The following is a 26,775-nucleotide window of genomic DNA, read 5'->3' as shown; positions in this document are numbered from 1 at the left end:
ACTGGTCAGCCGTGGCGGCGTGGGTCGGTGCTGCGAGGCCGGACCACTGGCCCCGTCGCCTGGCCGCGGTTCGCCGGCCTCGACCCCGCGGTGGGCCTCGTCGGGGGCCGCGAGGGCGAGCCGCCGCTAGTGGTCGCGGCGGCCGTGCGGGTGTGTAGCGCGCGTCGGGCCATGGTGCGGATTTCCCGTGCACGGCCGGGGATCGCGCGCGGGAGCGGCACGGTGCGCATGGTGAACGGCTGCGCCTCCTCGCCGCCCAGGACGAGGCGGACGGCGGCGTGGAAGACGCCCAGGTGCGCGAGGTCGTGATCGGACAGCCGCGGCGCGGTGTGCCGCGAGAGCTCGCGGGCGTCCTCGGGACTGGCGTTGAAGAAGATCTTGCTGCGGGCGTTGGTGGACATGCCCTCCCGCAGTTCCCGGGGAAGCTGCCCGAGGTGCTGGTGGGCCAGGGTCATCGAGACCCGGAACCCCCGGGCCTCCGCCAGCATGTCCTCGATCGGGTAGGGCAGGTTCAAGAAGTTGTGGCACTCGTCGATGATCAGCGAGGCGTCTTTGCGCTGGCGTTGCGGTGTTCGGGCGCGCCCGGTGGTGGCCTGCCAGGTCCGCGCGACCACCAGCGACCCGACCAACCGCGTTGTCTCCTCCCCCAGGCTTCCCTTGGGGATGCGGACGAGGCAGATGCCGCCGTCGAGAACCTCACCCATGTCCACGGTGGAGTGACCGCCCGCGATGGCGTCGCGAACGAAGGGCCGCAGCAGGAACGCGCGCAGCTTGTTCATCAGCGGCGAGATCACCTGGCTGCGGCTGGAGTCGGTCAGTTCCTCATACCAGCTCCAGAACCCGCGCAGGACCGGGTCGGTGACCCCGGCGGTGACCCGGGAGCGGAACGCCTCGTCGACCAGCAGCTTGGGCAGGTCGGCCAGCGTCGCGACGCCTTCCTGGGTGCGCAGGGTGAGGCAGGCGGCGCGCATGACGTCGTCGGTGCGCGGCCCCCAGAACGCCGAGTACACCCGCCGGAACACACTGACGAGGTTGTCGACGGTCAAGTCGGTCTCCCCGCCGTCCAGCGGGTTGAGGCAGGGCGGACGGGACTTCGAGTCGGCGTCGAACAGCACGACCCGGTCCGCCGCCGAGCGGGGCAGGCGCGACAAGACGTCGGTGACCAGGTCACCTTTGGCGTCGATCAGCACGATCCCGCGCCCAGCCTCGGCGTCGTCGAGGATCATGTTGCCCAGCAGGGTGGACTTGCCGGAGCCGGTGGCGCCGATGATGTGCAGGTGGTGTCGGGCGTCGGGCACCCGCAGCGCGACCGGGCGCTCGTGTCCGGTGTCGGTGATCCCGATCGGCTTGGCCTGGGGGCCGGGGGTGGCGATGCCCGGCGGTGGGGAGATCGCGCGGGCACCGGCTCGCTGCACGCCGGGGATGGACTCGTCGGTGGGCAGGTGCGCCAGCGCCGCGAGTTCGTCGACGGAGAGCAGGTCGCCTCGGTGCAGGCGGCGTTCGTCCAGGACGGTGCCGGGGTGGCGGAGGCGGTGGCGGCCGTAGCGGTTGTGCTCGGTGTAGGAGGCGAAGGACGCGGCGAGGGCGTGTGCCCGGCCGCGGGCCACATCCCGGGCACCGCGGACCTCGCGCTCCCCGGCGTCCTCGGGCAGGAGGGTGGCGACGGCGTAGCGGATGACCGTCTCGAACTGGCTTCCGCGTTGTTTGGCGACGATGGCGCGGTTCTGCGCGGAGTACTCCAGCGAGGTCTGCGGATCGCTGTGCAGCTGCCCGGACTTGGTGGCCTGCCGGGTGCGGCCGGACTTCACGCCCGGCGTGATGACGTCGAGCAGTCGCCCCATCACGTGGGTGGAGCCGCCGGTGTGCACCCGGCGCGCCGAGCGGCGCGCCTTCGCGACGCGGCGGCCGGCGACCGGGCGGGCGAGGACCTGAACGCAGGCGTACTCCTCGCGCCCCAGGCCCACGGGCGCGCCGATGAGCGCGCGGATCGGGTCGGCGTCGAAGGCGGTGCGGATCGGCAGTGCCTCCGACCGCGCGAGGCGCAGTTCACCGCCGACGACCAGGCGCCGCTGTCTGTCCCCGGGTGGTGGCAGTGGTGGCTCGGCCGGGCCGACGCGGGTGTGCGAGCCGGGCCACGCGGCCTCGACGGCGCGTTCGACCAGGCCGGGTGGGATGACGCCGGGTACCCAGAGTCGGATGGCGACACCGGCCTCGGAGAACACGTACTCGCAGGCGACGTGCGGCTGGCCGGCGAACGCGCGGCGCCAGGCCGGGCGCAGCAGCCCGACGAGGTTGGACCACAGTGCCGCGCCGCCGGCGGGGTCGACGGTGGGCGGGGCGAGCACGGTGATCTGGCGGGCGTCGGCAACCAGCGCGGCACGGCGGCGCCCGGCCAGCCACCGCCGCTCGCAGACCACCACGAGGACCGCGAGCACGACGACCACCGCGACGGCGGGCCACCACACGGCCAGCCACTGCCCGACCGGGGTCACCAGCGCGTGCAGGGCGCCCCAGGGATCACTCAGGTAGCGGCCGAGAGGTCCGCCGGGCAGGCCGCCGCCTGGCGGCGTGGCGGCGGAGAGCGGGTGAAGGAGAGCAGCGGGTATCACAGCAAGCATGGCGAAAGTCCTTTCACCAGAGGAGAACTAGTTCCCCCCGAAGGCGGGTGACAGATGCGTTACGCGGCGTCGAGCTCGATGTGCTCGTCGGTGCCGGTGGACCCGAACTCGTCGCCGTCGCTGGCCTGTGCCATGTCGTCGGCGAAGCCGAGATCGACGTAGGACTGCTCGGGGTCGGCGTCACCGGTGTTGTCGGCGTTCTCGGCGTAACCGGCGAGTTCGGCGGGGTTGCTCGTGACGAGGTAGTGCTCGGTCGGCGAGGCGATGGACTGGAACGCCACGCGCTGGGTTCCGGCCGAGAGCAGGCCCTGGCCCTTGTCCGCCGACAACAGGAACTGACGCTCCCCTGCCGACAGGTCGAAGGTCGCGGTGATCTCGTCGATGGCCTGGGATGCCTGGCGGAGCAGGATCTGGGTCGCGGCGTTGGCGACGACGGCTTTGCCGAGGTCGCTGCCGAGGACGTCGGCGGTGTCCTGGGTGGCGACGGTCAGCCCGGCCCAGTGTTTGCGGGACGCTTTGGCCATCCGGAACAGGAACTCCGCGCCGGAGCGCTCCTTCATCAGCAGCCACGCCTCGTCCACGACGACCAGGCGCGGGCGGCGGATCGCCGGGTTGGACACCCGCCGCCACACCGCGTCCAACGTGAGCAGGGTGCCGATCCCCTTCAGCTCGTCGGGGAGGTCGCGCAGGCTGAACACGATCAGATGGCCGTCGGGATGGGTGGTGGTCTGCCCGTCGAACAGAGAAGAGAACGCGCCCTCGACGTAGGGGTGCAGCTTCGCGGCGAGGTCAGTCGCGGCCCGGTCGCCGGCGTGCCCGGCGGCGGCGAGCTGGTCGCGCAAGGTCCGCAGCGTCGGCGAGGGCCGGGTCCAGGTGCGGGCGTCGGCGGTGATGCCGACGGACTGGTAGGTGGCGGCGATGGCACGGTCCAGCGCGGCCCGTTCGCCCGAATCCGGTTCGCCGCCGATGAGGACAGCGATGACGGTGTGCAGGAACAGGCTGCGCCGGACGAGGGCGTCTTTCGGGGCGGTGCGGCGGCCGTCGTCGGTGCGGTGGATGGGCAGGTCGAACGGGTTCAACCGCACATCGGCCGCGCCGAGGTGGACGTAGGTGCCGCCGACGGCGGCGGCCAGCCGCGCGTACTCGTCCTCCGGGTCGACGACCGCGACCTCGATCCCCCGGTACAGGCTGCGCAGGAGCTCGAGTTTCACTAGGTAGCTCTTGCCCGCGCCGCTGCGGCCGAGGATGACGGAGTTGTGGTTGTGCATCCCGTCGCCGAACCGGTCCCAGTGCACCAGCCCCTGGCTGCCGACGTTGTAGCCGTAGAGCACGCCCGAGGGCGCGGCCACCGAGGTCGGGTCGGCCGCGGGCAGGTCCGGGCTGGTGAACGGGAAAGCGGCCGAGAGCGCGCTGGTGTCAAAGGTGCGCCGCATGCCGATGAGGTCCAGGCCCATCGGCAGGCAGGACACCCAGCCCTGCAGTGACCGGTAGGTGGTGTGCTTCGCGTCGAGCAGCAGGCTCGCCGCCAGTGACCGCAAGGCACCGACTTCGTCCTGCAGCGCCCGTTCGGTGGGGGCGTGGATGGTGAGGTAGAGGCCGACGCGGAACAGCTTCCCCTCGCCGCGGGCGATGCGGGAGGACAGGTCGTAGGCGTCTTCGGTGGCGGCCTCGACCTGCGGGTCGTACAGGCGGCCGTGCTCAGCGGTGTGCCGCCGGCCGCTCTCGAGTTTCGCGAGCTGCTTCTTGAGCCGGTTCGCGGCGGTGGCCGGGTCGATCGGCTCGACGTGCAGGGCGACGTCGAGGCGTCCGGGGTAGGTCAGCAGCGGAGCGAGCCAACCGGGGTGCACCTCGCGCGGGAAGCCGGTGACCGCGAAGCTGGACACCCACTCGTTGCTTACTTCCAGGTGGCGCGCGCCGACCGACAGGGCGTCGGGGGTGAACGCGGCGGCACGCGAGGCGGGCCGGGTGGCAGGGCGGCGCTGGCCGCGCCGGGTACGGGCTCGGGTGGTCATCACGACCGCCCCCTTCCATAGTCGAGGTCGTCGTCGCTGCTGTCGTCGTAGTCCCAGTCGTCGAGGTCGGCGTCCGGGTCGGGCTCACCGCGGCCGTCGGCGCCGCGGCCGTCGTGCCAGAGCCCGGTGTCGGCGAGGTCGTCGTCGGTCAGGTCGCTGCCGCCGGAGGTGGTGATGACCTCGTCTGCCCCGGCCAGGCCCGCCGACAGGGGCAGGAAGGTGTCGGGGTTGCAGGCCGACGCGAGCACGCTGGTGGCCTGTCCGGCGTCCAGCGGGGTCACGACGATCCCGGCCGGCGCCAGCAGCTCGACCGCCTCGCCCAGGCGGCGCACCAGTCGCGACTCCGCCGCCCGCCGCACCCCCGCACTCGCCCGGCCGGTGTCGGTGTTCGCGCGCCGTGTGCCGCGCGTCAGCGCGCTCAGCACGGCCAGCGGGGAGGGTCCGCCGAGGCCGTCGGTCGGGGCGGCGGTGGCGCCCATCGGCTCGCGCAGCACCAGCAGCACCTGCCGGCGCAGCAGGTCGGTCTGCTCGCCGAGCTGCGCGAGGTAGTCGGCGTGCTCGACCGCGGCGGCTTCCAGCGCCGGGTGCGGCAGTCCGCCGGCGCGCGCGAGCAGTTCGGTGATCTGCCCGGACAGGTCGAGACGTTCGGTGCGGACAAGGATCTGCACCGGCGCGGTGAGCGAGTGCAGGTAGCGGCCGAAGCTGGCAACCAGTGCCTCTTGCTCGGACGGTGTGCGCAGGGCGAAGTTGACCGTGGAGGCCACCGCGACGACGGCCAGGCCGTCGGCGCCGAGGTCGACGACGCCGGTGTCGGTGATCGCCTCGGCGGGCAGCCGCAGCGCCGACGGCGAGATCTCCTCCCCCACGCGCGCTGTGGTCTTGTCCTTGCCGTTGTGCCCGCCACGCCCGGTGGCGGCAGCCGTCTGGCTGGTGAGCCAGGCCGGGGCGGGCCGGACGCCTTCGGGGGCGGAGACGCGGTGGCGTGGTGCGACGCGCTGGCGGATCGCGGCGAGCAGCATCCGGTCCATCGAGATGCCGTCGCGGTGGCCGAGCGCGAGAATCGCCGCGCTCGCGGCGACCGGGACGGCCAGTGCGAAGAACACGGGGATCGGCAGGAACGCGTGGGTGGCGGCCCAGGCGGCGTAGAGCACCAGGCCGGTGACGCCGAGGATCGCCAGCTGCCGGGCGGTCAGCGGTCCCAGGACGCGGTCGCGCATGTCGACGTCGGCGGGGATGCGCACGGCGTAGGACCCGGCGTTGGGGGGCTCGCGGTAGCTCATCGGTGGTCCCCTCGCCGGTGGCCGCGCCGTGCCGCGGGGGCGCGGGGCGAGCGCATGGCCTGGGCGCGCGCGGCGTCGCGCGGCCGGGCAGCGGAGGTGCGCCGGCGGCGGCGTTGCCGTGGGAGGTGGCCCTCACGGCGGAGTTCGGCGGTGACGTCGCGTTGCAGTTCGGTGATGTCGTCACACGTCAGCCCGTCCGGGCTGTAGTCGGGCGTACTCATGGTGTTCCTCCGGATGTGGGTTTCGGCGGTGCGGTCCGGCGCGGGGGTTTCGGGAGGTCCAGCGGGAGCCGCAGCTGCCGTCCGCCGCGAGCGGCGGGCCGTGGCGGCGGGGCCGGTGGCGCGGGTGTGGCGGGCGGGACTCGGCGGACCCCGTCCAGCGGCATCGGGTACTGCCCGGAGCGGGTGGGCCGGGTGCCCTTGTAGGGGTCGAACGGCAACTCCAGCTGCGTGCCGCCCGGCCGGGGGCGTGGCGGCGTCGCCGGCGGCGGCCCGGCCGGACGTGGCGTGCGGGTCACGTCCAGCGGCAGCGGGTACTGGCCCGAGCTCCTCGGCCGGTTGCCCCGGTACGGGTCGAACTCGAACTGCAGTTGCTGCCCGCCACGACGGCCGCCACCGGGACCCGGCTGGCCGGGTAAGGGTGGTGGCGGGGTCGGAGTGACCCGGGCGACGTCCAGCGGGAGCCGGTACTGACCGTCGCGTCCGAGGACCGGCTTGTTCTCCGGCCAGTCATCGCCCAGCGGCAGCGACAACTGGACGCCGCTGGGTGCGCGCCGGGGGCCGAAGGAGGTCTTCGTTCCCCGGGCGGGGTAGCGCTGGTGCGGCGGCGTGGGCAGCTTGCCGCGCTTGAGGCCGGTCAGCGGCAACACGTACTGACCGCCCGACGTGGTGGTCGGGTTCGCGTACGGGCTCGTGCTTCCACCGCCGCCGCCACGGTTGCCACCGGACGGGCGCGGCTTGCGGCCACCTCCGCCGCCGCCGAGCAGGCCGAAGGTCTTGTAGGCGAGGAACCCGCGCACCAGCGACCCGACCAGCGACCGGCCTCCGCCACCGCCGCGGATCGAGCCCAGAATCCAGAACGGGATCTTGAACAGGATGTACATCAGCGCGATCGCCACCAGCATGTTGATCACACCCGCGCCGGTGGCGCCGAAGATGGTGAAACCGCCGGGCGCGAGGAACACCTTGACCGCCACGATCAGCGTCAGGGATTGCCCGACCTGGATGGCCAGGCAGCCGCCGTAGGCTTTCCACCACCACTTCGCGATGCCGTCGGTCTGCGGCAACGCGTGGAACATCAGCGCCAGCGGCGCGCCCGCGATGAGGATGATCGTCAGCGCGACGCGGACGATGTAGGTGACCAGCAGAACCAGCAGCATCCCGGCCAGGACGAGGCCGATGATGACCAGGAAGAAACCGCCCTCGTTGTTCTGGGCGAGGATCATGTTCTTCAACGTGTCGGCCGCCGAGCCGGCGTCAACGCCGCTGCCCATGATCGCGGGAACCAGCGCGTTGGCGATCTCGATGCCTTTGGTCGCCACCCACAGACTCAGCGCCCCGGACAGGAACCCCACGACGAGTCGCGGCGCGATCTCCTTCACCGAGTGGCGGGTCTGCAGGGTCTCGTAGCTCATCACCAGCACCCCGGCGATGAGGACCAGCATCGCGTAGCTGACGAGCAAGATCTGCCACGAGTTGTCCCACAGCTCACCGATGCGCGGCAGCGAACTCGGTGTCGGCGTGGTGAGCAACGTCGCCGAGAGCAGGTCGAGCAGCGGGTTCAGCGCGGCGGTGACGACGCCGGCGAAGAAGTCGTTGATCGCGTTGGTGATGCAGCCGCCGATGTGGGTGAATCCGCACTCCTGCTCACCGGTGCCGCCGGCACCGGGCTGGCCGATCCCCGGTCCGCCCGGCGGCAGCGTCGAGGTCGGCGGCTGCGGGATGCAGCCCTCGCCCGTGCACGGTGTGGTCGATGTCGGCGCGCCGCTCGGCGAACACTGGGGCAGGGGAAGGCTGGGGTCGCACGAAGGGAGCGTCGGCAGCGTGGTGGGAGGCGGCAGTGGCACGCCGGTCGTCGGCGGTGTGGTGCTCGGGGCGGGCTGGTGGCACAGGGCCAGCGGTGAATCCGGAGTGCACGGGTCACCGGTCGGCAGCGGCAGTGGCGGGTTCGGTGCGGGCTGCGCGGCGGCCGGCCCGGAGCCGGGTGCGGCGCTCGCGGTGACGGCCAGGGTGCCACCGAGCAGGACGACCAGGCCCAGCGCCAGCATCGCCAGCGCCCGGCCTCGCGTCATGCGCGGCAGCCACCGCACCCGACGGCTGCGCCGGTTGGAGCGCGGGGTGGTGCTCGGCAACGTGAGCGGCGGCCGGGCCGTTCCAGCGGGCGCGGTGCGTGCCTGGCCGTGTTCCTCGGCGCGCAGGCGGCGCACGCTCGGTGCCGCCGGTGGACGGTGGCGGGGGTGCCTGGTCGGGGTCATCGCCTACGCCCCCACGATGCCTTTGAGGACGGTGACGACCAGGGGCGCGAGCGCGGCCAGGACGTAGCCGATGCCGGCGGCCTTGAAGCAGACCTTGGCCTTCTCGATCTCCCCGGGGTCGCCGCCGCCCATGACGTAGCGGACTCCGCCGATGGACAGGAACAAGGTCGCCAGTCCGGCGAGGATGCCCATCACGTAGTTGCGGGTGTTGGTCAGCACCTCGTCGATCGACCCGGCCAGCGCGAGAACCTGGGTGGTCTCCGCGTGCGCGGTCGGGGTCGAGAGGACCAGGGCGAGAACGGCCAGTTCGGTGACCACGGCCAGACGCCGGCGCAGCCTGCGGCGATCGCTCCCCGGCTCACGAGGGATCGCGGGTATGACGACCTGCTCGTCGGTCGGCCGGGACGTGCACGAGCGGGCGAGGCCACCTCGCCGGGCCGCGGTGGTGTGGCGGGTTCGGGGTCGGCGGCTGGGCCGGGGTGTGGTGGGGCGGCGGTCGGGACGGGGCTTGCGCGGTGTTCGGGTCAGGCGCATCGCGGCACCTCCGGAGTCAGGTCCGACGGCGCTGCTGGCCGGTCGGGCGGCGTGGTGGTCGCGGAAGCAGCTGGTTTCCTCCCGCACCCCTGAACTCCGGATTCCTGGCCCTTTCGGGACACCCGACGGCGAGCTTTTCTCGCGACATGCCCGCTCAGTTCGGTCACGGAAGGTGACGACGCGCGGGCGGCGGTCACGGCACGGGAGGCGCGGGAGATGAGCACCGCGTCAGCGACCTGGTCGGCCAGATCCCGCTCAGCCGGGCCGGCGGACGCCTCGGCCGGGGCGTCGTCGCGCAGGTAGGCGAGCAGGCGGTACTCGGCGCGCAGCCGGACCTTCTTGACCGCCTCGTAGGTCAGTCCGCGGTCCTCACCGGCGGTCGCCAGCGGCAGTCCTTCCAGCCGGGTGGCGCCGATCAGCTCGGCGTCCTCGGCGGTGATCGCGCCCTCGGCCACAGCGCGGGCGAGGACGAAGTCGGGGTGCCCCCACGGCATCTGCGGTGTGGCCGAGCGGAAGCCGCCGCCCGAGGGGACCGGTGCGTCCAGTGCCTCGCGCACGGCGGTGTGGCCGGCGCGGTAGGCCGCCCAGCGCAGCCGCAGCATGATCCGCGGTTTGCGCAGATCGATGTGCGCGAGTTCCTCCACGAAGCCGGCTAAGACGGCGGCGTGGATGTCGCTGGGATCGCCGACGAACTTCGCCGAGAGCGTCGCGGCGATTCTGGTGAGCGCGGGGAGTGCGACACCGACGCAGGCGACGGTCCAGGTCCCGCCGCCGGTGCGGGAGAGCAGGACCAGATGCGCCCAGACCGCGTGCCGTAGAGCCTGCGTGCAGCCGCGCTCCAGCAGCCGCTCGCGCAGCTCGTCCACGGGCACCCGGCGGGCGGGCAGGCCGGGGAACAACCGGCCGTCGACCGACACCGGCTGCGGTCCGCTGGTCAGCCACCCGAACGCCGCGCGGGCGGCGTCCAACGGCATGGAGTCGCGCCCGAATGCGGGGCGCGGAAAGGCGGAGTTGGTGACCATGAATGGCTCCCTGGGTGAGTCGGTGGAAAGCGACTCATCCAGGACACCGCAGGGGGTAGTACCGAACTCGAACCGAAGTGGTACCGGACGCTGACCAACCTAGTACCGATGATCTTCAGTGATCATCTTCCCGGGGACTTCACGATCATCACCTGCCCCGCGCGGAGGCGATCGGGAAGACGGCTCGCGATCGCCGCGTGATCATCGGTAATACCCACTGAGCTGTGGCTATGCGGTTGCGGTACTAGTTCGGTACTAGTTCGGTTAGAGCTGCAGTCACGCGCCCGCACCACGGAGCGAGCGTTCAGCGCGAGACGCAGCCAGGTCCCCAAAAAATTCTCACCACGCCGCGCAACGCCCTTCCGCGGAGACGGGGATCAATTCCCGCGCGCGTGAGTCCGTAAGCCTTTTCCAGTCGCCTATGAATGGCGACAAGGGCCAGAAGAATTGACAAGAGAAAGTTCGGGTCCGGCTGTCCCCCAGGTGCCCGTATTTCGGAGTTCAGGGATGTCATCAGCGCCTCGCATCGACGCCGGCGCATCACCTGCTTGACGGAGGACACCCGTGACCCAGCCCGCCCAGTCATCCCCGCGCGGACCGCGCCGCCGCAGCGACTCCACCCGCCCGCCGGCCACCCGCCGGGGCGGCGACCGCCGCCCCTATCCGACCGCTTCGACCACCACCCGGGTCAGCCCTGCGCGGCCCGCCTCGGCCGGGGCGAAGGCACGCTCGCGGGGCTCGAAGTCCACCCCGACCCCGGCGACGGTGTGGACGGCCGGCCCGGTCCCGATCGACCTCGACGCGGCCTGGCCGACGCCGATCCTGGCGAGGATCGTCACCTCGTTCAGCGTCCCCGGCGCGCGCGTCGTGCTGCTCCCGTGGCCGGGCACCGAGCACCGTCCCCGGCTCGCCGCGGTGGGTGCCGACGGGGTGATCGACCACGCTCCCGGCACCGAGCCGGACGCCGAACTCGCCGGCGCGCTCGACACGGTCGACGGACTGGACCGGACCGGGCGTGTCGTGCGCGTCGCGGTGGATCCGAGTGCCTCGGGTCCGGCGTCGGAGCCGTTCTGGGCCGACCTTGTCGGCGGTCCCGACCGCGCACCGGCGGCCTTCTGCGAGCCGGCGCCCTCGGGTGTGGACAGCGGTGTCCTCGACGGTGCCTCGGCCGGTGCGGAGCAGGCGGACCTGATCGTCACCAGCCTGCGTCCCGAGCACTCCGGTGATCGCGGCGGCGACGTCGTGGCGTTGCTCGCGGCCCGCCTGCTGCGGCTCGGCGGGATCCTCGTCGTACTCACGCACTGTGACTGGGCTCGGGGTGAGTTGGTCGACCCGAGCGGGCCGGTGGTGGCCTCGGCGCAGAACGCCGACCTGCTCTACCTCCAGCACATCGTCGCCCTGCACGCGCCGGTGCGCGACGGCGACTTCGCTCCCGAACCCGACGGCCCGGCGGCCGAACAGGACGCCCGCGCGCGGCACCGCGCCGAGTCGCGGGGGCTGCCCGCCCCGCACCGGCGCATCCACTCCGACGTTCTTGTGTTCGCCAATCCGCATGACCACGAACCGCCTCGCCCGGGTCCGGCCGGCGCGGCGTTCGAGACCGGGGTCCTGCGATGACGACCGCCTCGGTCCCGAACCCCGCCCACCCCGGACACCGCCGCCAGGAAGGCACTCCCATGGCTGACGGCCACTCGCCGCACACGCTCAACGACGACTCCCCCGCCACCACGCACGAGGCCGCCGAGACCTCCGGTGACACCGTGCCCGACACCACCCAGCGCATCCCGCAGACGGTCATCGACGACCTCGACCCGTGCGCCGGAAGCGCTCACGGCGAGGAGGAGAACCTGCCGGTGTCGGTGTGGACGACCGCGCAGACCTCCCCTGCCGCGCAGCGCAAGAACCGTTACACGCCCGAGTCGACGGCGCACCCGGCGAAGATGCTCCCGGCCGTCGCCGCGCACGCGATCGCCCACTACACGGAGCCCGGCGATCTCGTGCTGGACCCGATGTGCGGGATCGGCACCACACTGGTGGAGGCCGTGCACGCCGGGCGCCGGGCGGTCGGCATCGAGTACGAGCCGCACTGGGTCGATGTCGCCCGCGCCAATCTCGACCTCGCCCGCGAGGCCGGGGTCGACCACGACGCGCGGGTGTTCCACGGCGACGCCCGCCAGCTCGCCTCCCTGCTGCCGGCGGAGTACGTCGGGCAGGCCGCGCTCGTCGTCACGTCGCCGCCGTACGGGCCGTCGACGCACGGGCAGGTGTCGGTCACGCCGGGCGGCGGGGTGCAGAAGTACCACCACCTCTACGGCAACACCCTCGACCGCGGGAACCTCGCCAACATCGGCCACCACCGGCTGCTCGCCGGGTTCACCCGCATCCTCGCCGGGCTGGCCGGCTACCTGCGCCCAGGTGGGCACATCGCCATCACCATCCGCCCGTGGCGTGAGCACGCCGAGCTGATCGACCTGCCCTCGCAGATCCTGGCCTGCGGCCGGCAGGCCGGGCTGGTCCCCGTCGAGCGGTGCGTGGCGCTGCTCGCGCGGGCCGCCGAGCACGACCTGGTCGCCCGCGGGTCCTTTTTCCAGCGCGACTTCATCCGCAAACAGCGCGAGGCCGGACTGCCCCTGCACCTGATCGCGCACGAGGACGTGCTGGTCTTCAGGACCTCACAGCGCAGGAGCGCAGGTTCTGGAATCTCGACTGAACTTCCGGAATCCCGAAGCAGCGTCAGCGACCCTACGCGACCCGCCGGGAACCCGACGGGTGACTCGAACGTGTCGCAGAGCTGGGCGGCATGAGCACCCGACCGCGCCGCGCGCCGCGCGAATCGGGGCACCACTCCGCCCTCGCCCCCGTCGCCGTCTCGATGGCGGCGGCGGGGGCGGTGCGGGCGGCCACCCCACCAGAACCGGTGTCGGTCGCGGCGAGTCAGGGTCCGGTCATCGGGTCGGTGTGTACCGGCTACGGCGGACTGGACCTCGGCGTGCTGGCCGCGCTCGGCGGCGGCCGAATCGCGTGGTGCGCCGACCCAGACCCGCACATCACCCGGATCCTCGCCGAGCGGATGCCCGGCGTCCCGAACCTCGGCGACGTCCGCGCGATCGACTGGACCGCTGTGGAGCCGGTCGAGGTGCTCACCGCCGGGTTCCCGTGTCAGGACATCTCCGCCGCCGGGCGGCGCGTCGGTATCGAGAAAGGCGAACGCAGTGGACTGTGGGCAGACATCGTGGCAGGCGTTCGCGTACTACGACCCGCGTTGTGCGTCGTGGAGAACGTCGCCGCGCTTCGCTGGAAGGGCGGAGGTCTCCACCGTGTACTCGGCGACCTGGCCGAAGCGGGGTATGACGCGCTCTGGCGTAGCGTCCGCGCCGCCGACATCGGCGCGGCACACCGACGCGAAAGGGTGTTCCTGCTCGCCTGGCCACGCAGCGTTGCCCGCCCGGATGCTGCCGACACCGCAGGCGCGCGATGGCAACAACCGGGGGCCAGCCGACCCGGCACGGCGTCGAGCCGGTGGGCACCAGGTGAACCTCCACGACGCGGTGGACGCGGTGATGAAACTGCTGCCGACACCCACCGCGTCGGATGCGAAGAACTGCACCCACAGGACTCAGCGCGGTGGGCCGTCACTGCCCGACGAGGCTCGGCTGCTGCCGACCCCGAGGGCGTCGGACACGGGTTCGGCGGGACGCCGGGCGAGCGCGGGGTTCCGGCCGCCGCTGTCGCAGCAAGTGCTTCCGCTGGTGGACCCCGAGGCGTTCCTGCCGACACCACGGGCGACCGACGGGACGAAGGGCTGCCCGGCGCAGCGGGGCTCCAAAGGCGACCTAATGCTGCCCTCGGCGGTGATGCGACTGTTCGCCCCGAGCGCGCACGACGGCACCTCGTAACCGTCGCCGTTCCGGAAGCCTCGTCGCCGTCGGCCTGCTCCGAGGTGGACTGGCGCGACTACACGCCGGCCGTGCGACGGTGGGAACAAGTGCTCGGGCGACCGGCACCTTTTCCCACACAGCCGGGCACGCACGGCCGGCCCGTGCTGGCGCCCGCCTTCGTCGAATGGCTCCAAGGGCTCGAGCCGGGCCACGTGACCAGTCTGCCGCTGCCGCGGACGGCCATGCTCCGAGCCCTGGGAAACGGAGTGGTGCCACAACAAGCCACCCACGCGGTCAGTCTGCTGCTCGCCGACCTCGCCGCAGTCCTGGACAACGCCGGCGACAGGCATCTCCCCGGACACGGGCAGGAGGCGAACGCAGCATGACCAGCCCCGACTCGCCACCCGAATCCCGCCCCGCGTTGAGGTGCCTCTCGCTCGGTGCCGGGGTCCAGAGCAGCGCCGTGCTGCTGCTGGCGTGCGAAGGCGTGATTCCCCGCTTCGATGTCGCCCTGTTCGCCGACACCGGCTGGGAACCACACGCGGTCTACGAGAACCTCGCACGGCTGCACGCGCACGCCGAGAAGTTCGACATCCTGGTGCGCACCGTCTCGGCGGGCAACATCCGCGACGACGCACTCGACCCGGCCCACCGGTTCGTGTCGATGCCACTGCATGTCCTCAACCCCGACGGCTCCCGAGGCCTGGCACGCAGGCAATGCACGAGCGAGTACAAAATTTCGCCCCTCAAGAAGGCGGCACGCGAGCTCCTCGGCTATCCCCATCCGCGCCGCGTTCCGCGTGACGTGTACGTCGAGCAAGCCATCGGGATCAGCACCGACGAGTTCACCCGCGCGAAGGACTCGGGCGTGAAGTACCTGCGCAACGTGTTCCCGTTGATCGAGCTGGGCTGGGACCGCACCCGCTGCGCCGAGTACCTGGCCGAGAGCGGATTCGGGCACACCGTCAAGTCCGCTTGCATCGGGTGTCCCTTCCACGGAAACGCCGGCTGGCGGTGGATCCGCGACAACGACCCCGCCGGATGGACCGAGGCGGTCGAGTTCGACAAGGCCATCCGCGACGGGTACCCCCACGCCACCGAACAAGGCCAACACCTGCGCGGGCAGTACTTCCTGCACCGTTCCTGCCGACCGCTCGATCAGGTCAACCTCGACCCGCCGGCTACCGCCCAGCGGCACCCGCGGCTCGTCATCGCCGACCCAGCGGACGCGGCCGACCCGGACGGGTGCTCGCCGTGGTCCTGCCGCTCCGGCAGCTCCGTCGATGACCGCCGCGCGGTTTGACCCCGCGCTCACAACGCAGTACCTCTCACAGCCGCGTCGCGGCCACTTGAACGGAGATCCACGATGCCTGCGAACACCCAACGAGTTGACCCCGACGACGAGGTTCCGCGGTGGGCCGCGACCGCTGGTCGCACGTCGCCTGCTCAGCGTCTGGCAGTCCGCACCACCCAACTGTTCCGCTCGCAGCGCCGAAGGCGAACCGATTTGCGCAATCCGGTCGGCGACGAGTTGAACACGCTGCCGCCGGTCTACCCGCAGACGCTGCGCGACTATCACGCCGTCAACCTCACCCAGGCCCGCCGCGCGTCCGAAGATCTCGTACGCGCAGGCTTCAACACCGGAGCGGTGCCCTACGGCTACCGCTCACAACGCGCGCGAATCGCCCTACAAGGACAACGGCCACGCTGGCGGACGCGATTGGTGATAGAGCCGGTCGAGGCAGCCGTCGTGAAGATGGTCTTCATGTGGCGGGGCATGGAGCGACTCGCTCTCGAGGACATCCGGAAGCGCCTCACCGAGTCGCGCTACCCTCCGCCGCTCAACCATGACACCGGGCAGCCGGGCGTCTGGACGAGTACGGCGCTACGGGCGATCCTCCACAATCCGAAGTACACCGGATACCAGGTATGGGGACGCAGTCACCACGGCCGACAGGTTCCGCGGGACCAGTGGGTGTGGTCAAGCGAGCGGGCACATCCGCCCTTGATCACGGCGGAGGAGTTCGCCACTGCGAACTCGCACTCGAGTGCTACGACGCCGTCCGACGTCCGCCACGGACGCGCAGCCTAGCCACGTACGAACTTATCCGCAGACCCGCCCTACGGCCGCCCGGCATTCGCACAGTCGCACCAGCTCGTCGTGATGGTAGTTGACGGCCAGCGCCGACCCCTGATCCGTCATACGGGCTCCGCGAGAACCGCGGAACACCTCGCGCAGCAACAATCCTCCGAGTACGAAAGAAGCCACCGAGATGGCAGTCAACGACAAACAAGGCGCCGGCACCCGGGCGACCGTGGGGCGGGGACGCCGAACACCGACAGGACTGGATCAGCTCATCGACTGCATCAACCCGCACCCACAGCTCAGCCTGCCGACGGCCCGACCTAGCCCCGACGTGGTCGGCGAGCACGTGACGCCGGCCGCGGCCCCCAACAAGCCGACGTACTTGTCACAGCCGCAGGGGCTGCCAGTCGCGCGTCTCCTCGAACATTCACCTCGGAGCGAGGTGCACTACACCGTAACCGCGATGGATGCCCACGGACGGCTCGCCGACCGATCCCCGCTCCGTATCCTTGGCTGGCTACCCGAGGCACGGGTTTCCCTCGGGGCAATCAGAGGCGTCCTGATCATCGGCAGACGGTCTGACGGCCCCGACACCGTCACGCGCCAAGGCCACCTTCAACTCTCCGCGTCAATTCGCCACGCCTGCCGCCTTCAAGCTGGCGCGCGGCTCCTGGTCGCGGCCTATCCCGATCGCGGCCTTCTGGCCGCCTACTCGGGTTCAGCACTCGATGCGATGGTGCAGGCGTACCACGAGTCCCTGCGAAGCGAGGCGGCCTGATGAAAGACGCAGACATTGAGGCTGCCCGGCTCTTACTCACGCGCCTCGGGATCAGCCCCGAGCAGCTTCTCCAGGCTTCCCGCGACAGTGAAACTCTCCCTACGATCCGCGATTACATCGCACGGGTCGCAGACGCCGTTCCACCCGGAACACGCCGCGTCTACGACACTTACTGGCGACGCATCATCGACGTCTGGGGTGACCGGCGAATCGACGAACCGACCCCGCTGGAGATCAAACAGCTAGCAGAACATGTCAAGCTGCAGGTCGTCGTCCGAAAGAACTCACGAGGCGGACGAAGCGCAGCTGAGCACTTGATCGCCGCCCTACGGTGCATGTACCGACACGCTGTGGCTGACGGGCTCCTCGCCGACGGGGACAACCCAGCTACCCGGGTCGCCAAGCCCAGGCGGCTTGCCAGCACCAGGCGCGCACTGCCTGACGCTCGGCTGGCTGAGGTTAACGAGACCGCCGGGGCGACCGGCAACGATCCTGAACTCGACTTGCTTCTCCTGCGGCTGCACACCGAGACCGCGTGCCGCCGAGGCGGCGCGCTCGCACTTCGGCCAAACGACCTGGATATCGAGCAGTGTCTGATCTTTCTACACGAGAAGGGTGAGACGGTGCGCTGGCAGCCGGTGTCTCCGACACTGATGCGCCATCTCGTTGCCCATGGCCAGGAGCGGGGCGCCCATCCGGGTGACCAACTGCTGCGATATCGGAACGGCCGTCCGATCTCCGCCCGCCGTTACGACTACTTGTGGCAACGCCTAGCCAAGAATCTTCCTTGGGTTGCGAGGCAGGGCATCAGCACGCACTGGCTTCGCCATACGACGCTCACGTGGGTCGAGCGCAACTTCGGCTACGCGGTCGCGCGCGCCTACGCTGGACACAACGGCAAGAGCGACACGGGTACAACATCCACATACGTGCGAGCAGACGTTCAGGAGGTCGCCGCCGCGCTGGCCGGACTTACCGGCGAACCACACCCGCTCGCGGCGGACAATGAACCACGACCCCAACAGTGGATCCAGCCTTATGCCGCATAGGACTTCAGCACATCCGTCCAGCTGGCAGCACCGGAGTTCACCAAGCACCGGAACGACAACGATCGACGAACGTCCGAAACCCCCACACCATTACCGATGTCTGGCGACTACTCACGCGGACGAGACAGCGTGGCGCAGCATCGGTGCTGCCAGCCTACGGAGGATACTGCCTGAATGGAGAAGCAGGACGCGGAGGTGCACCGTCCCGGTACGGTGCAGTCGGATGCCGCCACTTGGCAGGGAGGTCGCCGCGGCCGTGTTCGACTCTGTTGCTCACATGCCCTGAGTACCCTTGTGTAATGGACTTGACCCACCTGCTCCGTTTCGGTGGCAACCGGCACCTGTCAATCACAGTCGGTCAGCCGACCATGCTTCAGCCTGGCGCCGGCCGACACCGGCTGTGCTTCCCGCTGAATTTCGATACCCGCGGGACGGTCCCGAAGGGCGTCGTCGTCGGACTGACCGGCCACTTGTGGCTCGGCCAGTACCGTACGGACTGGGTTGGTCCGTGGACGACAGACAAGCCTGTCGTCACCTACGACGTGCCGTTTCAGGAACAACTCGTCGTCAGCGTCAGCGACGAGCAGCTTGCTGTGCTCGAACAGCGCCGCGCGGACGGCGACCTGAACTTTTCCTTCGACGTCAATGCAATCATCGGTTACGACCCTAGCTTGCCGAGTGGAGCATCGGCCGATGAACGGTGGCCCGCCGCTACCGTTCAGGCCCCAGTCCAGATGGCTCGTGAAGCGTGGGTCCGGCTCCTTGAACAGAGCAGCAGTGGCACCTCCCTGGCGGTCGTCGTCCCGATCTCGTTGACCAGGTCTGTCGACAGCACGATGGGATCACACCTCCGCGGGGCAATCCGAAAGATCAACAACGGTGACTACGCGGACGCGGTTACCGAGGCGCGCAAAGCCCTCGATGTTCTGACTGAATCTATGCCGGGGGCGCCGACCGAACGAGCACTGCTCAGCGTCAAAGCGCTCGATCGCACATACAGCCAGCGTTTCGCGTTGCTCAAGTCTGCCGTCCAGTCATTTGCCAGTCCGTCGGCGCACGGCGATCAACTTGCGAAGACTTTTCAATGGGACCGCGTGACCGCGTCTGCAGCGGTGTCCGCGATTGCGGCTTTGGTCGCCTGCCCGTTGCCGGACTTCCCGGACCCCGACGATTTCAGCCGCGAACCTGTGGAACGTTCCACCAAGTGAGCCGGACCCACGAAGACCGTCTTCCTGGTCAAGCAGTTACGCCACAACCTGCTGATTCTACGTACGAGCTGCCATCTGGCCGGACAGGAGCGTCATGAGCGAGTCACAGGTGGCTGGTTTCAAGGACAACTCGTTGACCGATCAACAGGAGCGTCTAGCAAGACGGTTGACTCTGGTCGGCTCCGGTCCAGCCATTCTCTACCGCGAAGCATGCGAACTTATGGCTGAGCAGCCAGCCCGACCCAGCGCAACGCACTTGATCGGCCACCTCCTGCGGGAGGTGGAGAGCGCGGTCCGGAGCGTACTGCAGCCGCCGGGTACCGAAAAGCTTTCTGGGCATGTAGCCAAGGTGCAGGCAACTCTGCAGGCCATGGGCATCGATGAGGAGGAGCCGGTCAGCCGGTTCTGGATGGGCATAGCACGCGCTGACAGTCCTCAGCGTCTCGTCCGCTGGGCTCACCGCAACGGCCTCGACGCACCTCATCCGGCAGATAAGGAATTCCTGACCGTCTGCGCGGGCATGCAGGCACTGTTGGAAAGGCTGATGGACGAGTTCGAGCCTAAGTGGGCTGTCGTTGGGCAACGACTAGACTCGTTGCTGGGGTTGCCAACTCCGTCAACTGATGACGCGAAAGCGGTCCGGCAACGCATCCCTTCGGATCCGGTGGCCCGTGGCTACTTCTTCGACCGCGCTGGCATTCAATGGCTCGGTCCACTCGTCGAGGCTGGCTTTTTCTCGGCACCTCCCGACCCGATCATCGACGAGGACGACGGAACGGTGGTGCTGCCGTTCTGGCCGGATTCGCGCTACCTGGCACGCGTGGCACCGGAGGCTCCGTCCGAGGTGGTCGCAGTAGCGGCGGAAGTCCCACACAGTCGTAACAGCCGAATCAACTACGACCTCGTTTCGATTGCTGTGGCCGTGCCGGTCGAGGAAAGCCTGCGCTTGGTGGACCGCATCATTGACGAGATCCAGACCGGTCCGGGAGTATTGATTCCCCAGCAGGTTGGCGTGCTGAGCGAGCACCTCGCGGCCGGCGGGCATCCGGATACCGCCGTTCGCCTGCTTCGCGCACTGCTAGACACGGTCCCAGCCGTTGGTGGGTCCGCAGGTGAGATGGACACTTACACCTACGCTGACATCCTGCGCTCCCATGTTCCAGCATTGGCCCGAGACGCGGGCCGGCTGACGATCACCTTGCTCATCGACCTGCTTACCCAAGCCACGTCTGCAAGTGTCGCCCCCGAGTCCCCTGCTCTGGTCGGACCCCGGCGCGCCGACTGGTCCACGGTCTGGCGCCCCAGCGTGGCTGGCGACTCCTTCCAAGACGACTTCGACCCGACCAACACTTTGGTGACTGCCGTCCGAGACACCGCACTACAGTTGATCGATGTCGGCGAAGTCTCGCTTTCGGAGATCATTCATACGCTCGACGCCGCCGCTGGAGAGGTATTCCAGCGTCTCGCTCTCCATGTTCTCGCGCACCGCGGCGGCGATGAACCCACTTTGGTCGCTTCCCACTTGCTTGACCCTGCTCTGCTGCACGCGCGTGGAGTCGACATGGAATATTTCGACCTAGCCCGCCAACGGGGCACGGACTTGAACCAGACGGATCGCGACCAGTTGTTCGAGCTGATCAGTGCAGGCCCTCACCTGCAAGACCGGATCGACGGCTACACCCACTCTCACCGCGAACCACCGCCAGAAGCGATGATCCACGCCTGGAACGGCCGGTGGCAGCGCAACCGCTTTGCCGCCCTGCGCGCTGCACTGCCGCCGGAGTGGCTGACCACCTACCAGCAACTCGTCGACGAATTCGGCGAGCCTGCTGAACAGACGTCTGTCACAGGCGACGCGAGCAGTGGTCTTGTTGAGCCAGCGCCAGTCTCAGCAGGCACGCTCGAGACCATGCCGAACAGGGAGCTGGCCGCCTACCTCAACGAGTGGCAACCGCTAGAGGATAGTCCCCAGGGCTGGGCGGGCGCCACACCCCGAGACTCTCTCAGCGCCGCGATCGAGCACGACGCAGCTCAGCGTTCACGCGACGCGATGGACTTCAGCGACTTGCCACCTACCTACTTGGCTGCCATCTTAGAAGGGTTGCGCGCCGGAGCAAGCCAAGGCAGCCAACTGCATTGGCCGGAAGTCCTCGAGCTGTGCGCGCAGGTTGATGCCAGCGCAACTGCGGAACTCGCGGCGTCTTCCAGAGGACTTCGGACGTGGCGGGACGCGCGCATGACTGTGCTCAATCTTCTACTCATCGGGCTGTCGTCGGCAGATATGCCGACGGATGAGAGAGACGGGATATGGAGCCTCATTGCCAGCGCTGTCGCCGATCCAGAGCCAGGGGTTTCCGAAGAGGACCGCCTCCTCGACGGCGGTTTCGGCCTGCAGGGCGTGTCAATGAACACCATCCGCCCAGTGGCGATCCGAGTCGCGATTGCGTGGGCATTCTGGGCGCGGTCCAATGACTCCGAGGCTGACGTGTCCGTATTCCTAAAGTTGCTGGCGCGTCACCTCGATCCGCAGGTGGATCCGAGCCAGGGCGTTCGCTGGATCTTCGGTGAGTATTACGCCGCGCTTGTCGAGGTTGACTACGACTGGGCTGCTACAAACCGCGACCGCGTCTTTCCTGCTGCTCCGGAGTCGCTCGTTCTGTGGGAGACCGCGTGGACCGGGTTCCTGTCCTGGGGATCGCTCAATCACGAGGTTTGGCTTCTGCTGGAACAGCACTATCGCCTGGCGGTCGAGCGGATACATTCGGGTGCTGATGATCGCTTGTCGCTCGCCCGGGAGTTCGAGCTGGGCAAGCATCTAGTGGATCGCTATATGGCCGGTGATCTCGACCTAAACGACGACTCGTTGCTTCGCTTACACTACTGTCGAGTCTCCGACATTGCGCGGGCAAATTTGCTGGAGTTCGTTGGCCACAGCATAGTCAACGGCGTCGGTTGTGACGTGGAACGACTGGCATCGTTGTGGAACTACCGTCTAGAAGCTGCGCGTGATGCGAAGGACGGCGGAAGCCGTGAATTGCGCGGATTCGGCCGCTGGTTCGCTTCCGGCGTGTTTGACAACGAGTGGGCTCTACGGCAACTCCTTGAGGTGCTCACGATAACCGATCTAGGAGGAACGGAGGATCACGTCATTAAGCGCCTGGCGACCCTCGTTGACGCCTACCTTGTTCTCAGCCTTAAAGCCTTGGAAGCGCTCATCCGCAGACGAGAGCGTGACGGTGCAGCGACCTGGGCCTTTTCACGTCAGCTCGAAAATATCAAGGGCATGGTGACCGCCGGGCTAGAGAGCCCGGATTCATCCGCGCAGCAGCTCGGATCGACGATCATCAGCTTGCTGTTCCGACACGGCTACGATATTCGCGACTTACAGGGTGAGAGGTAAGTAGGCAGGACCAGACCTTGAGCTGCACCGGGTACCATATCCTGATGCTTCACCTACTCGTTGATACCTCGATCTGGCTTGACCTCGCCAAACGTCGTGATGGTCAGCAGTGGATCGTTCCGCTGCGAGTACTGGCAGCGCAGGGCAAGCTAGAGCTGCTCGTCCCTGAGCTCGTGCTCGATGAGTTCGAGCGCAACCGGCCACGCGCGGAAGCCGCAGCTACAACCAGCGTTCTGGAGCGGTTCCGGCTGCTCCGCCGTGACCTTCACGAGTACGGCGGAGACGAACACCGCCCATGGCTTGAGGACATGACACGCCACGTTCCACTACTAAGTGCGAGGACCCTCCAAAACTTCTCCGAAATCGCCGCCCTGCTCAACAACGGCCGACGCATAGAACCGACCGATACCGAGCACGCAGGAGTCGTTCGGCGAGCACTGGACAAGAAAGCACCCTTCCACCTCAACAAGAACAGCGTGGCCGATGCCCTACTTGTGGAGTTGTACAGCTCGACACTTGCGAGCGGCGAGGGCAGCCACCACTACGGATTCGCGACATCCAACTATCAAGATTTTTCGCTACCTAACGGCGACCGAAGGCAACCACACTCCGACCTGACGCCACTATTCGACGAGGAACGCTCGCACTACCTCTTCGATCCTGACAGTCTGTTCGCATTCCTGGTGGACCTGTTCGGTGAAGAGTTTACAGAAATCGCCGAGGAAACTGCCGCCGTCCAACAGGAGCCGCGAACATTGCCCGAGATCCTGGAAGCCGAGCAAGAGTTCTTCGACAAGATCTGGTACGTGCGAAAGTTGATTCATGAAGAGAAGGTCGAGGAAGGCGAACGCGAATCATTATCCCCGGAGGGCGCCGACCGCGTACGCGTCTCCATGCGGGCGATAGAGGAGAGGTACGGTGCCGAGAACGTCGGCCCATGGGACGACTGGGGATGGGGTTTCGTGCACGGAAAGCTCTCTGCGTTGCGATGGGTACTTGGCGACGACTGGGACTTTCTAGACACATAGACATCGACGGTTCAGGTAATCGGCATCAATAGTCAGCCGACATGGGCGGGGTGCTTACTAGGCCACAGGTGTCACCAACCTTGCCATCCGAGACCACGGACCGACCTTGGTTCACATCGTTCATGAGCCACAAGTAGCGAACCATTAAGAACAAGTGCTTTGACCAGCAGATTCAGTTGAAACCCAGATAGCCATTGGCGCGGCGTGCTGCTATAGTTAGTCGCATGAACACGCATCCTGCGCATTGAACAGCGAGGAACTCACGCTTTGACACCAGCGGCGGATGCGCGACCTTCTTCGACACTACCCACGCATCCGACGAATTCGATCGATGAACCACACTGCTCCCAACCCGCTCTGTACGCTGCCGATTCCACACCTGACGCCCCGTATATCGAGGGTTCCGCAAGATCACCGTGACCGAACGCAGCGTCCACGCATCACCTGCCCGATGCCGGTTACGGTCAGGATCAACATGCGACGGGCACGGCACACCACGCTCATTGAGCTCCCGGGCGATACCCGCCACGCTGCGACCGCCGAGCCGGCGTTCGAACATCCACCTCACCTCAGGCGCCGTCACCGGATCGGGATCGAGACGCTGCAGACGACGACCCCAGTGAGCGTGCGCGACGTTCGGATGAGATCCCGCATCGACCAACCGATACCCATACGGCGGCCGCCCACCAAGGTAACGCCCCTGCTCGCCCGCCTGAGCCTGCATCGCGGCCAACACCCGGTGACGAGACCGGAGAACCTCACGCTGCGACTGCGCACCCAGCACCGTCATCAGGGCCCGATGCATCGGACTCCCCGGATCCACAGCCCCGCCAGCTTCCGGCAACCACACCTGCACACCCTGGCGCTGGAACAGAGCCGCCATCCGCATGAACTGGTCACCGTAGAACGCGCGCTCATACTCGCCGACCACCACGGCGTCGAACTGGCGATCGGGGCCCACGAGCGCAGACAGCGGCATCGCCGCCTCGGGTCGCGCAGACCACGGCAAACGTCGCGAACATCCAGCGTCGAAGAACTTCGCCACGATCGCACCCCGGCCCGCGATCACGCTCTCCGCAACCTCACGCTGCCAACCACGCGACGACAAGCGGTCCTGATGCTCCACCGTCGACGTACGGCCGTAAAACGCGAACCGCAAGCCAAGTTGGATTCCGCTCACGTCTGGCGGCTCCCGAGTGGCCGCTCGCTGCGGCCGCTCAACCCACCGACTGAGAGCATCGTTGTCATCCTGCACCATGGCCACACGATCACTTCCGTTCCGGACGCCTTTCGCCCGGAGACGCGGTACGCGGCCTTCGATGATGTCGGCTACCAGACTCATCACCCAGATGGCAGATCGTGAGTAACCGCACGCGCACCACTGCACAACAGTTCGTCGACACCGGGTCGAACCACCCGCACCACACTGCCGCGACCCGCGCTCTGCACGGCTACGTACGGTGGTGCAACGCCAACGCTCGTCGTCACCCAGGTGTCCTCGCTGCGCAGCTTCCTGAACGCGCACACATCCGCAAGCAACGCCAGCATCGCCGGGGCAACGTGCACCTCACGAAGCCTGACCAACGTGTGTGGTCACAGCACTAGCCGGCGATACACCGAGTAGTACTTGCCCGCGACAACCGACTCTCGCTGATGGTATCGCTCGCGCGCCCTTCCACTCCGCACCAGTTTCATCAAGTCGAGACGACCGCCGATTGAAGACGTTCTACCGTGGTGCGGTCACTCCCTTCATCGTGAGGTTGAGCTGTCGACCATCCCCTCGTATACCGAAGCTCTGCGCCCAGACCTGGGCTCCTATCGGCGGAAATTCTTCCGGTCCGTGAACAACGGTGTCCGCCACGTTGGGGATATTGACGTGACCGTAGGTGTCATAGTCGAGCAAGTACAGACCCAGCCCAAAGGGATGGTGACACACAACCTCAGCATGAACGGTCTCACCCGGCGTGATCTGAACAGGCACCACGTTGCCCGGCTTGTGCATATCCCACGAGGGATCCAGGTGTTTCGGGTGTGCCATCACACTACTCATTTCAGCCAATGTCTCGGATACCGGTTCAGTTGTGACACTTGCGACGCCGGGATCACAACCTGTGTCGAGTGTCCATCATATCCATACTCGTAGCGAGCGAACTTCGCGTCGAAGTCACGCTTGGGCATCACCACTTCGATGACGCCCTCGCCGTAGGCCTGTGCGTACTTTTCAGCGACACTACGGTCTCGCGTGAAGTATGCAGAGTCATCCCCACCCTCCATCTGGAATTGCGACGCCTGGAACCCATGGGTGTACATACACTCCCCCATGCGCCGTGGTGGCGCTTTGAACAGCGACACAGTCTCGTTCTGATCAGGTTTCGGTGCCGGCGGTCGAGGCACTCCGGTAGGGCCACCGGTTGGCTTCGTCTCAGGTGTTGGGTCATCGCCGGTGCTGAAGGGGTTTCGAATCCGCGGCATCGATGCGGGCGTCGGCGGCCCGTACATGCCACCGGCGTAGTACCCGACCAGTGCCCCAATTCCGACGTAAAACGCCGCCCCCACGAGTGGTAGGTCCATGCCGCCAGTGAGTACGACCGAGGCCACCAAGCCGACGGCGACGACCGCACCTACGAGTGCGCCTACGACAGCGCCAAAAATGCTCCATTGGCCAGTGGGGTCGTTGGCGTTGAGCGGGTTGCCGACCGCGTAGCTGTACGGTGCCCCTGTGGTGTCGATCATTGGATCGACGGTGAGGAATTGGGCTGTGACGGGATCGTAATACCTGGCCTTCAGGTACACGAAGCCTGTTTCATCATCGGTGTAACCCTGTCCGTACTGGAGTGAAGTCGCGGCACCGGTATGTCCGCTGACTTTTCCGTACGGGGTGTATGCGTAGGTGCGACTGACCTGGCCAGCGCTATTGGTCAAGGCCCTGGTGTTGCCTAGTTGGTCATGGAAGTACCACGATGTACCGGCGGTGTTGATCTGCTCGATTGGCAGGCCGCCCGGTCCATAGATGTAGCTGCTTGTTCCGTCGCCGACGAGGTTGTCGCCGTCCCACGTGAAGGTGGATATTGTGCTACCCACGGTTTTACTGGTGCGTAGCCCGGAGCCATCGTACTTGTAGCTAGCGCTCCCGGATGGGGTGTTAGCAGTGGCTAGCCGATTGGCCTGGTCGTAGGTGTAGGTACTTGGCGAACCAGTCGGAGGTGTGGTGACGGTCCTGTTTCCGACGCCGTCCAGGGTGTAGTTCGTAGCACCAGCTGGCGGACTCTTGCAACTGGGGTTTGAGGTTCCCCCCGAGCGGTGGACAGTGGGTTAAGCAGCTTTCGCTGCACCTGTCAGGGATTGCTCGTAGCACACAGGACTGATCATCCCGATAGAGGAATGTCGGCGATTAGTGTTGTACCACTCG

At 68.0% G+C, this 26,775-nt stretch carries 20 protein-coding genes and 1 pseudogene; 10 read left to right on the top strand and 11 right to left on the bottom strand.

Annotated features, from left to right (window positions below):
- Positions 1-5: 5 nt before the first annotated feature.
- From JWQ81_RS04825 to JWQ81_RS04795, 7 genes are read right to left on the bottom strand one after another with little or no spacing between them, the layout of a single operon-like run.
- Positions 6-2,618, bottom strand: coding sequence for a DUF87 domain-containing protein (locus JWQ81_RS04825; RefSeq protein ID WP_297537933.1), 2,613 nt, complete (start codon positions 2,616-2,618; stop codon positions 6-8).
- 59 nt (positions 2,619-2,677) lie between these two features.
- Positions 2,678-4,630 carry a DUF87 domain-containing protein gene (locus tag JWQ81_RS04820; protein WP_297538387.1) on the bottom strand — a complete coding sequence of 651 codons (1,953 nt, stop codon included), beginning with the start codon at positions 4,628-4,630 and terminating at the stop codon, positions 2,678-2,680.
- Positions 4,630-5,910, bottom strand: a complete 1,281-nt coding sequence (locus JWQ81_RS04815; RefSeq protein WP_297537930.1) for a PrgI family protein — start codon at positions 5,908-5,910, stop codon at positions 4,630-4,632. Before JWQ81_RS04815 ends, JWQ81_RS04820 begins: the two co-directional genes overlap by 1 nt.
- Positions 5,907-6,131 (bottom strand): hypothetical protein, encoded by a 225-nt coding sequence (locus JWQ81_RS04810; protein WP_297537929.1) that lies wholly within the window; start codon positions 6,129-6,131, stop codon positions 5,907-5,909. Before JWQ81_RS04810 ends, JWQ81_RS04815 begins: the two co-directional genes overlap by 4 nt.
- Complete coding sequence (locus tag JWQ81_RS04805; protein ID WP_297537927.1) at positions 6,128-8,383, bottom strand: hypothetical protein; 2,256 nt, start codon at positions 8,381-8,383, stop codon at positions 6,128-6,130. The genes JWQ81_RS04810 and JWQ81_RS04805 overlap by 4 nt, the downstream gene beginning before the upstream one ends.
- Positions 8,384-8,386: 3 nt before the next feature.
- A complete protein-coding gene (locus JWQ81_RS44790) occupies positions 8,387-8,917 on the bottom strand; it encodes a pilin (protein WP_366942258.1) in 531 nt (176 codons plus the stop codon).
- Positions 8,908-9,939: a hypothetical protein gene (locus tag JWQ81_RS04795; protein ID WP_297537925.1), complete on the bottom strand. Its 1,032-nt coding sequence runs from the start codon at positions 9,937-9,939 to the stop codon at positions 8,908-8,910. The genes JWQ81_RS44790 and JWQ81_RS04795 overlap by 10 nt, the downstream gene beginning before the upstream one ends.
- A 564-nt stretch (positions 9,940-10,503) precedes the next feature.
- On the opposite strand from JWQ81_RS04795, the gene JWQ81_RS04790 reads away from it, so the two are divergent.
- From JWQ81_RS04790 to JWQ81_RS04745, 10 genes are all read left to right on the top strand, one after another.
- On the top strand, positions 10,504-11,556 hold the full coding sequence (locus tag JWQ81_RS04790) for a hypothetical protein (RefSeq protein WP_297537923.1): 1,053 nt from the start codon (positions 10,504-10,506) through the stop codon (positions 11,554-11,556).
- Positions 11,553-12,743 carry a DNA methyltransferase gene (locus tag JWQ81_RS04785; RefSeq protein WP_297537921.1) on the top strand — a complete coding sequence of 397 codons (1,191 nt, stop codon included), beginning with the start codon at positions 11,553-11,555 and terminating at the stop codon, positions 12,741-12,743. The genes JWQ81_RS04790 and JWQ81_RS04785 overlap by 4 nt, the downstream gene beginning before the upstream one ends.
- Positions 12,740-14,203: a DNA cytosine methyltransferase gene (locus JWQ81_RS04780; protein ID WP_297537919.1), complete on the top strand. Its 1,464-nt coding sequence runs from the start codon at positions 12,740-12,742 to the stop codon at positions 14,201-14,203. The genes JWQ81_RS04785 and JWQ81_RS04780 overlap by 4 nt, the downstream gene beginning before the upstream one ends.
- Positions 14,200-15,120: a hypothetical protein gene (locus JWQ81_RS04775; RefSeq protein ID WP_297537913.1), complete on the top strand. Its 921-nt coding sequence runs from the start codon at positions 14,200-14,202 to the stop codon at positions 15,118-15,120. The genes JWQ81_RS04780 and JWQ81_RS04775 overlap by 4 nt, the downstream gene beginning before the upstream one ends.
- A 63-nt stretch (positions 15,121-15,183) precedes the next feature.
- Positions 15,184-15,909, top strand: coding sequence for a recombinase family protein (locus JWQ81_RS04770; protein ID WP_297537911.1), 726 nt, complete (start codon positions 15,184-15,186; stop codon positions 15,907-15,909).
- 181 nt (positions 15,910-16,090) lie between these two features.
- Positions 16,091-16,681 (top strand): hypothetical protein, encoded by a 591-nt coding sequence (locus JWQ81_RS04765; RefSeq protein WP_297537909.1) that lies wholly within the window; start codon positions 16,091-16,093, stop codon positions 16,679-16,681.
- The gene (locus JWQ81_RS04760; protein WP_297537907.1) at positions 16,681-17,730 is read left to right on the top strand and encodes a site-specific integrase; all 1,050 of its coding nucleotides are present in this window, start codon (positions 16,681-16,683) and stop codon (positions 17,728-17,730) included. Before JWQ81_RS04765 ends, JWQ81_RS04760 begins: the two co-directional genes overlap by 1 nt.
- 299 nt (positions 17,731-18,029) lie before the next feature.
- Complete coding sequence (locus JWQ81_RS04755) at positions 18,030-18,938, top strand: hypothetical protein (protein WP_297537905.1); 909 nt, start codon at positions 18,030-18,032, stop codon at positions 18,936-18,938.
- Between the two features lie 94 nt (positions 18,939-19,032).
- Positions 19,033-22,338 carry a hypothetical protein gene (locus tag JWQ81_RS04750; protein WP_297537903.1) on the top strand — a complete coding sequence of 1,102 codons (3,306 nt, stop codon included), beginning with the start codon at positions 19,033-19,035 and terminating at the stop codon, positions 22,336-22,338.
- Between the two features lie 44 nt (positions 22,339-22,382).
- The gene (locus JWQ81_RS04745) at positions 22,383-23,366 is read left to right on the top strand and encodes a PIN domain-containing protein (RefSeq protein ID WP_297537901.1); all 984 of its coding nucleotides are present in this window, start codon (positions 22,383-22,385) and stop codon (positions 23,364-23,366) included.
- 172 nt (positions 23,367-23,538) lie between these two features.
- Here the strand turns inward: JWQ81_RS04745 and JWQ81_RS04740 are convergent, their stop codons facing one another.
- From JWQ81_RS04740 to JWQ81_RS44785, 4 genes and pseudogenes are all read right to left on the bottom strand, one after another.
- Positions 23,539-24,546, bottom strand: coding sequence for a recombinase family protein (locus JWQ81_RS04740; protein ID WP_297537899.1), 1,008 nt, complete (start codon positions 24,544-24,546; stop codon positions 23,539-23,541).
- Between the two features lie 546 nt (positions 24,547-25,092).
- Entirely contained in the window at positions 25,093-25,416 is a 324-nt protein-coding gene (locus JWQ81_RS04735) for a hypothetical protein (protein ID WP_297537898.1), read from the bottom strand.
- Positions 25,413-26,447, bottom strand: a complete 1,035-nt coding sequence (locus JWQ81_RS04730; RefSeq protein WP_297537897.1) for an RHS repeat-associated core domain-containing protein — start codon at positions 26,445-26,447, stop codon at positions 25,413-25,415. The genes JWQ81_RS04735 and JWQ81_RS04730 overlap by 4 nt, the downstream gene beginning before the upstream one ends.
- Before the next feature lie 12 nt (positions 26,448-26,459).
- A pseudogene (locus JWQ81_RS44785) lies at positions 26,460-26,603 on the bottom strand (RHS repeat domain-containing protein); the annotation flags it as partial.
- Between the last annotated feature and the right edge of the window lie 172 nt (positions 26,604-26,775).

It is taken from the genome of Amycolatopsis sp., from assembly GCF_025464955.1.
GTDB lineage: Bacteria > Actinomycetota > Actinomycetes > Mycobacteriales > Pseudonocardiaceae > Amycolatopsis.
Note: the sequence above shows the minus strand (reverse complement) of the source record. Positions and strands in the feature narration are given on the sequence as shown.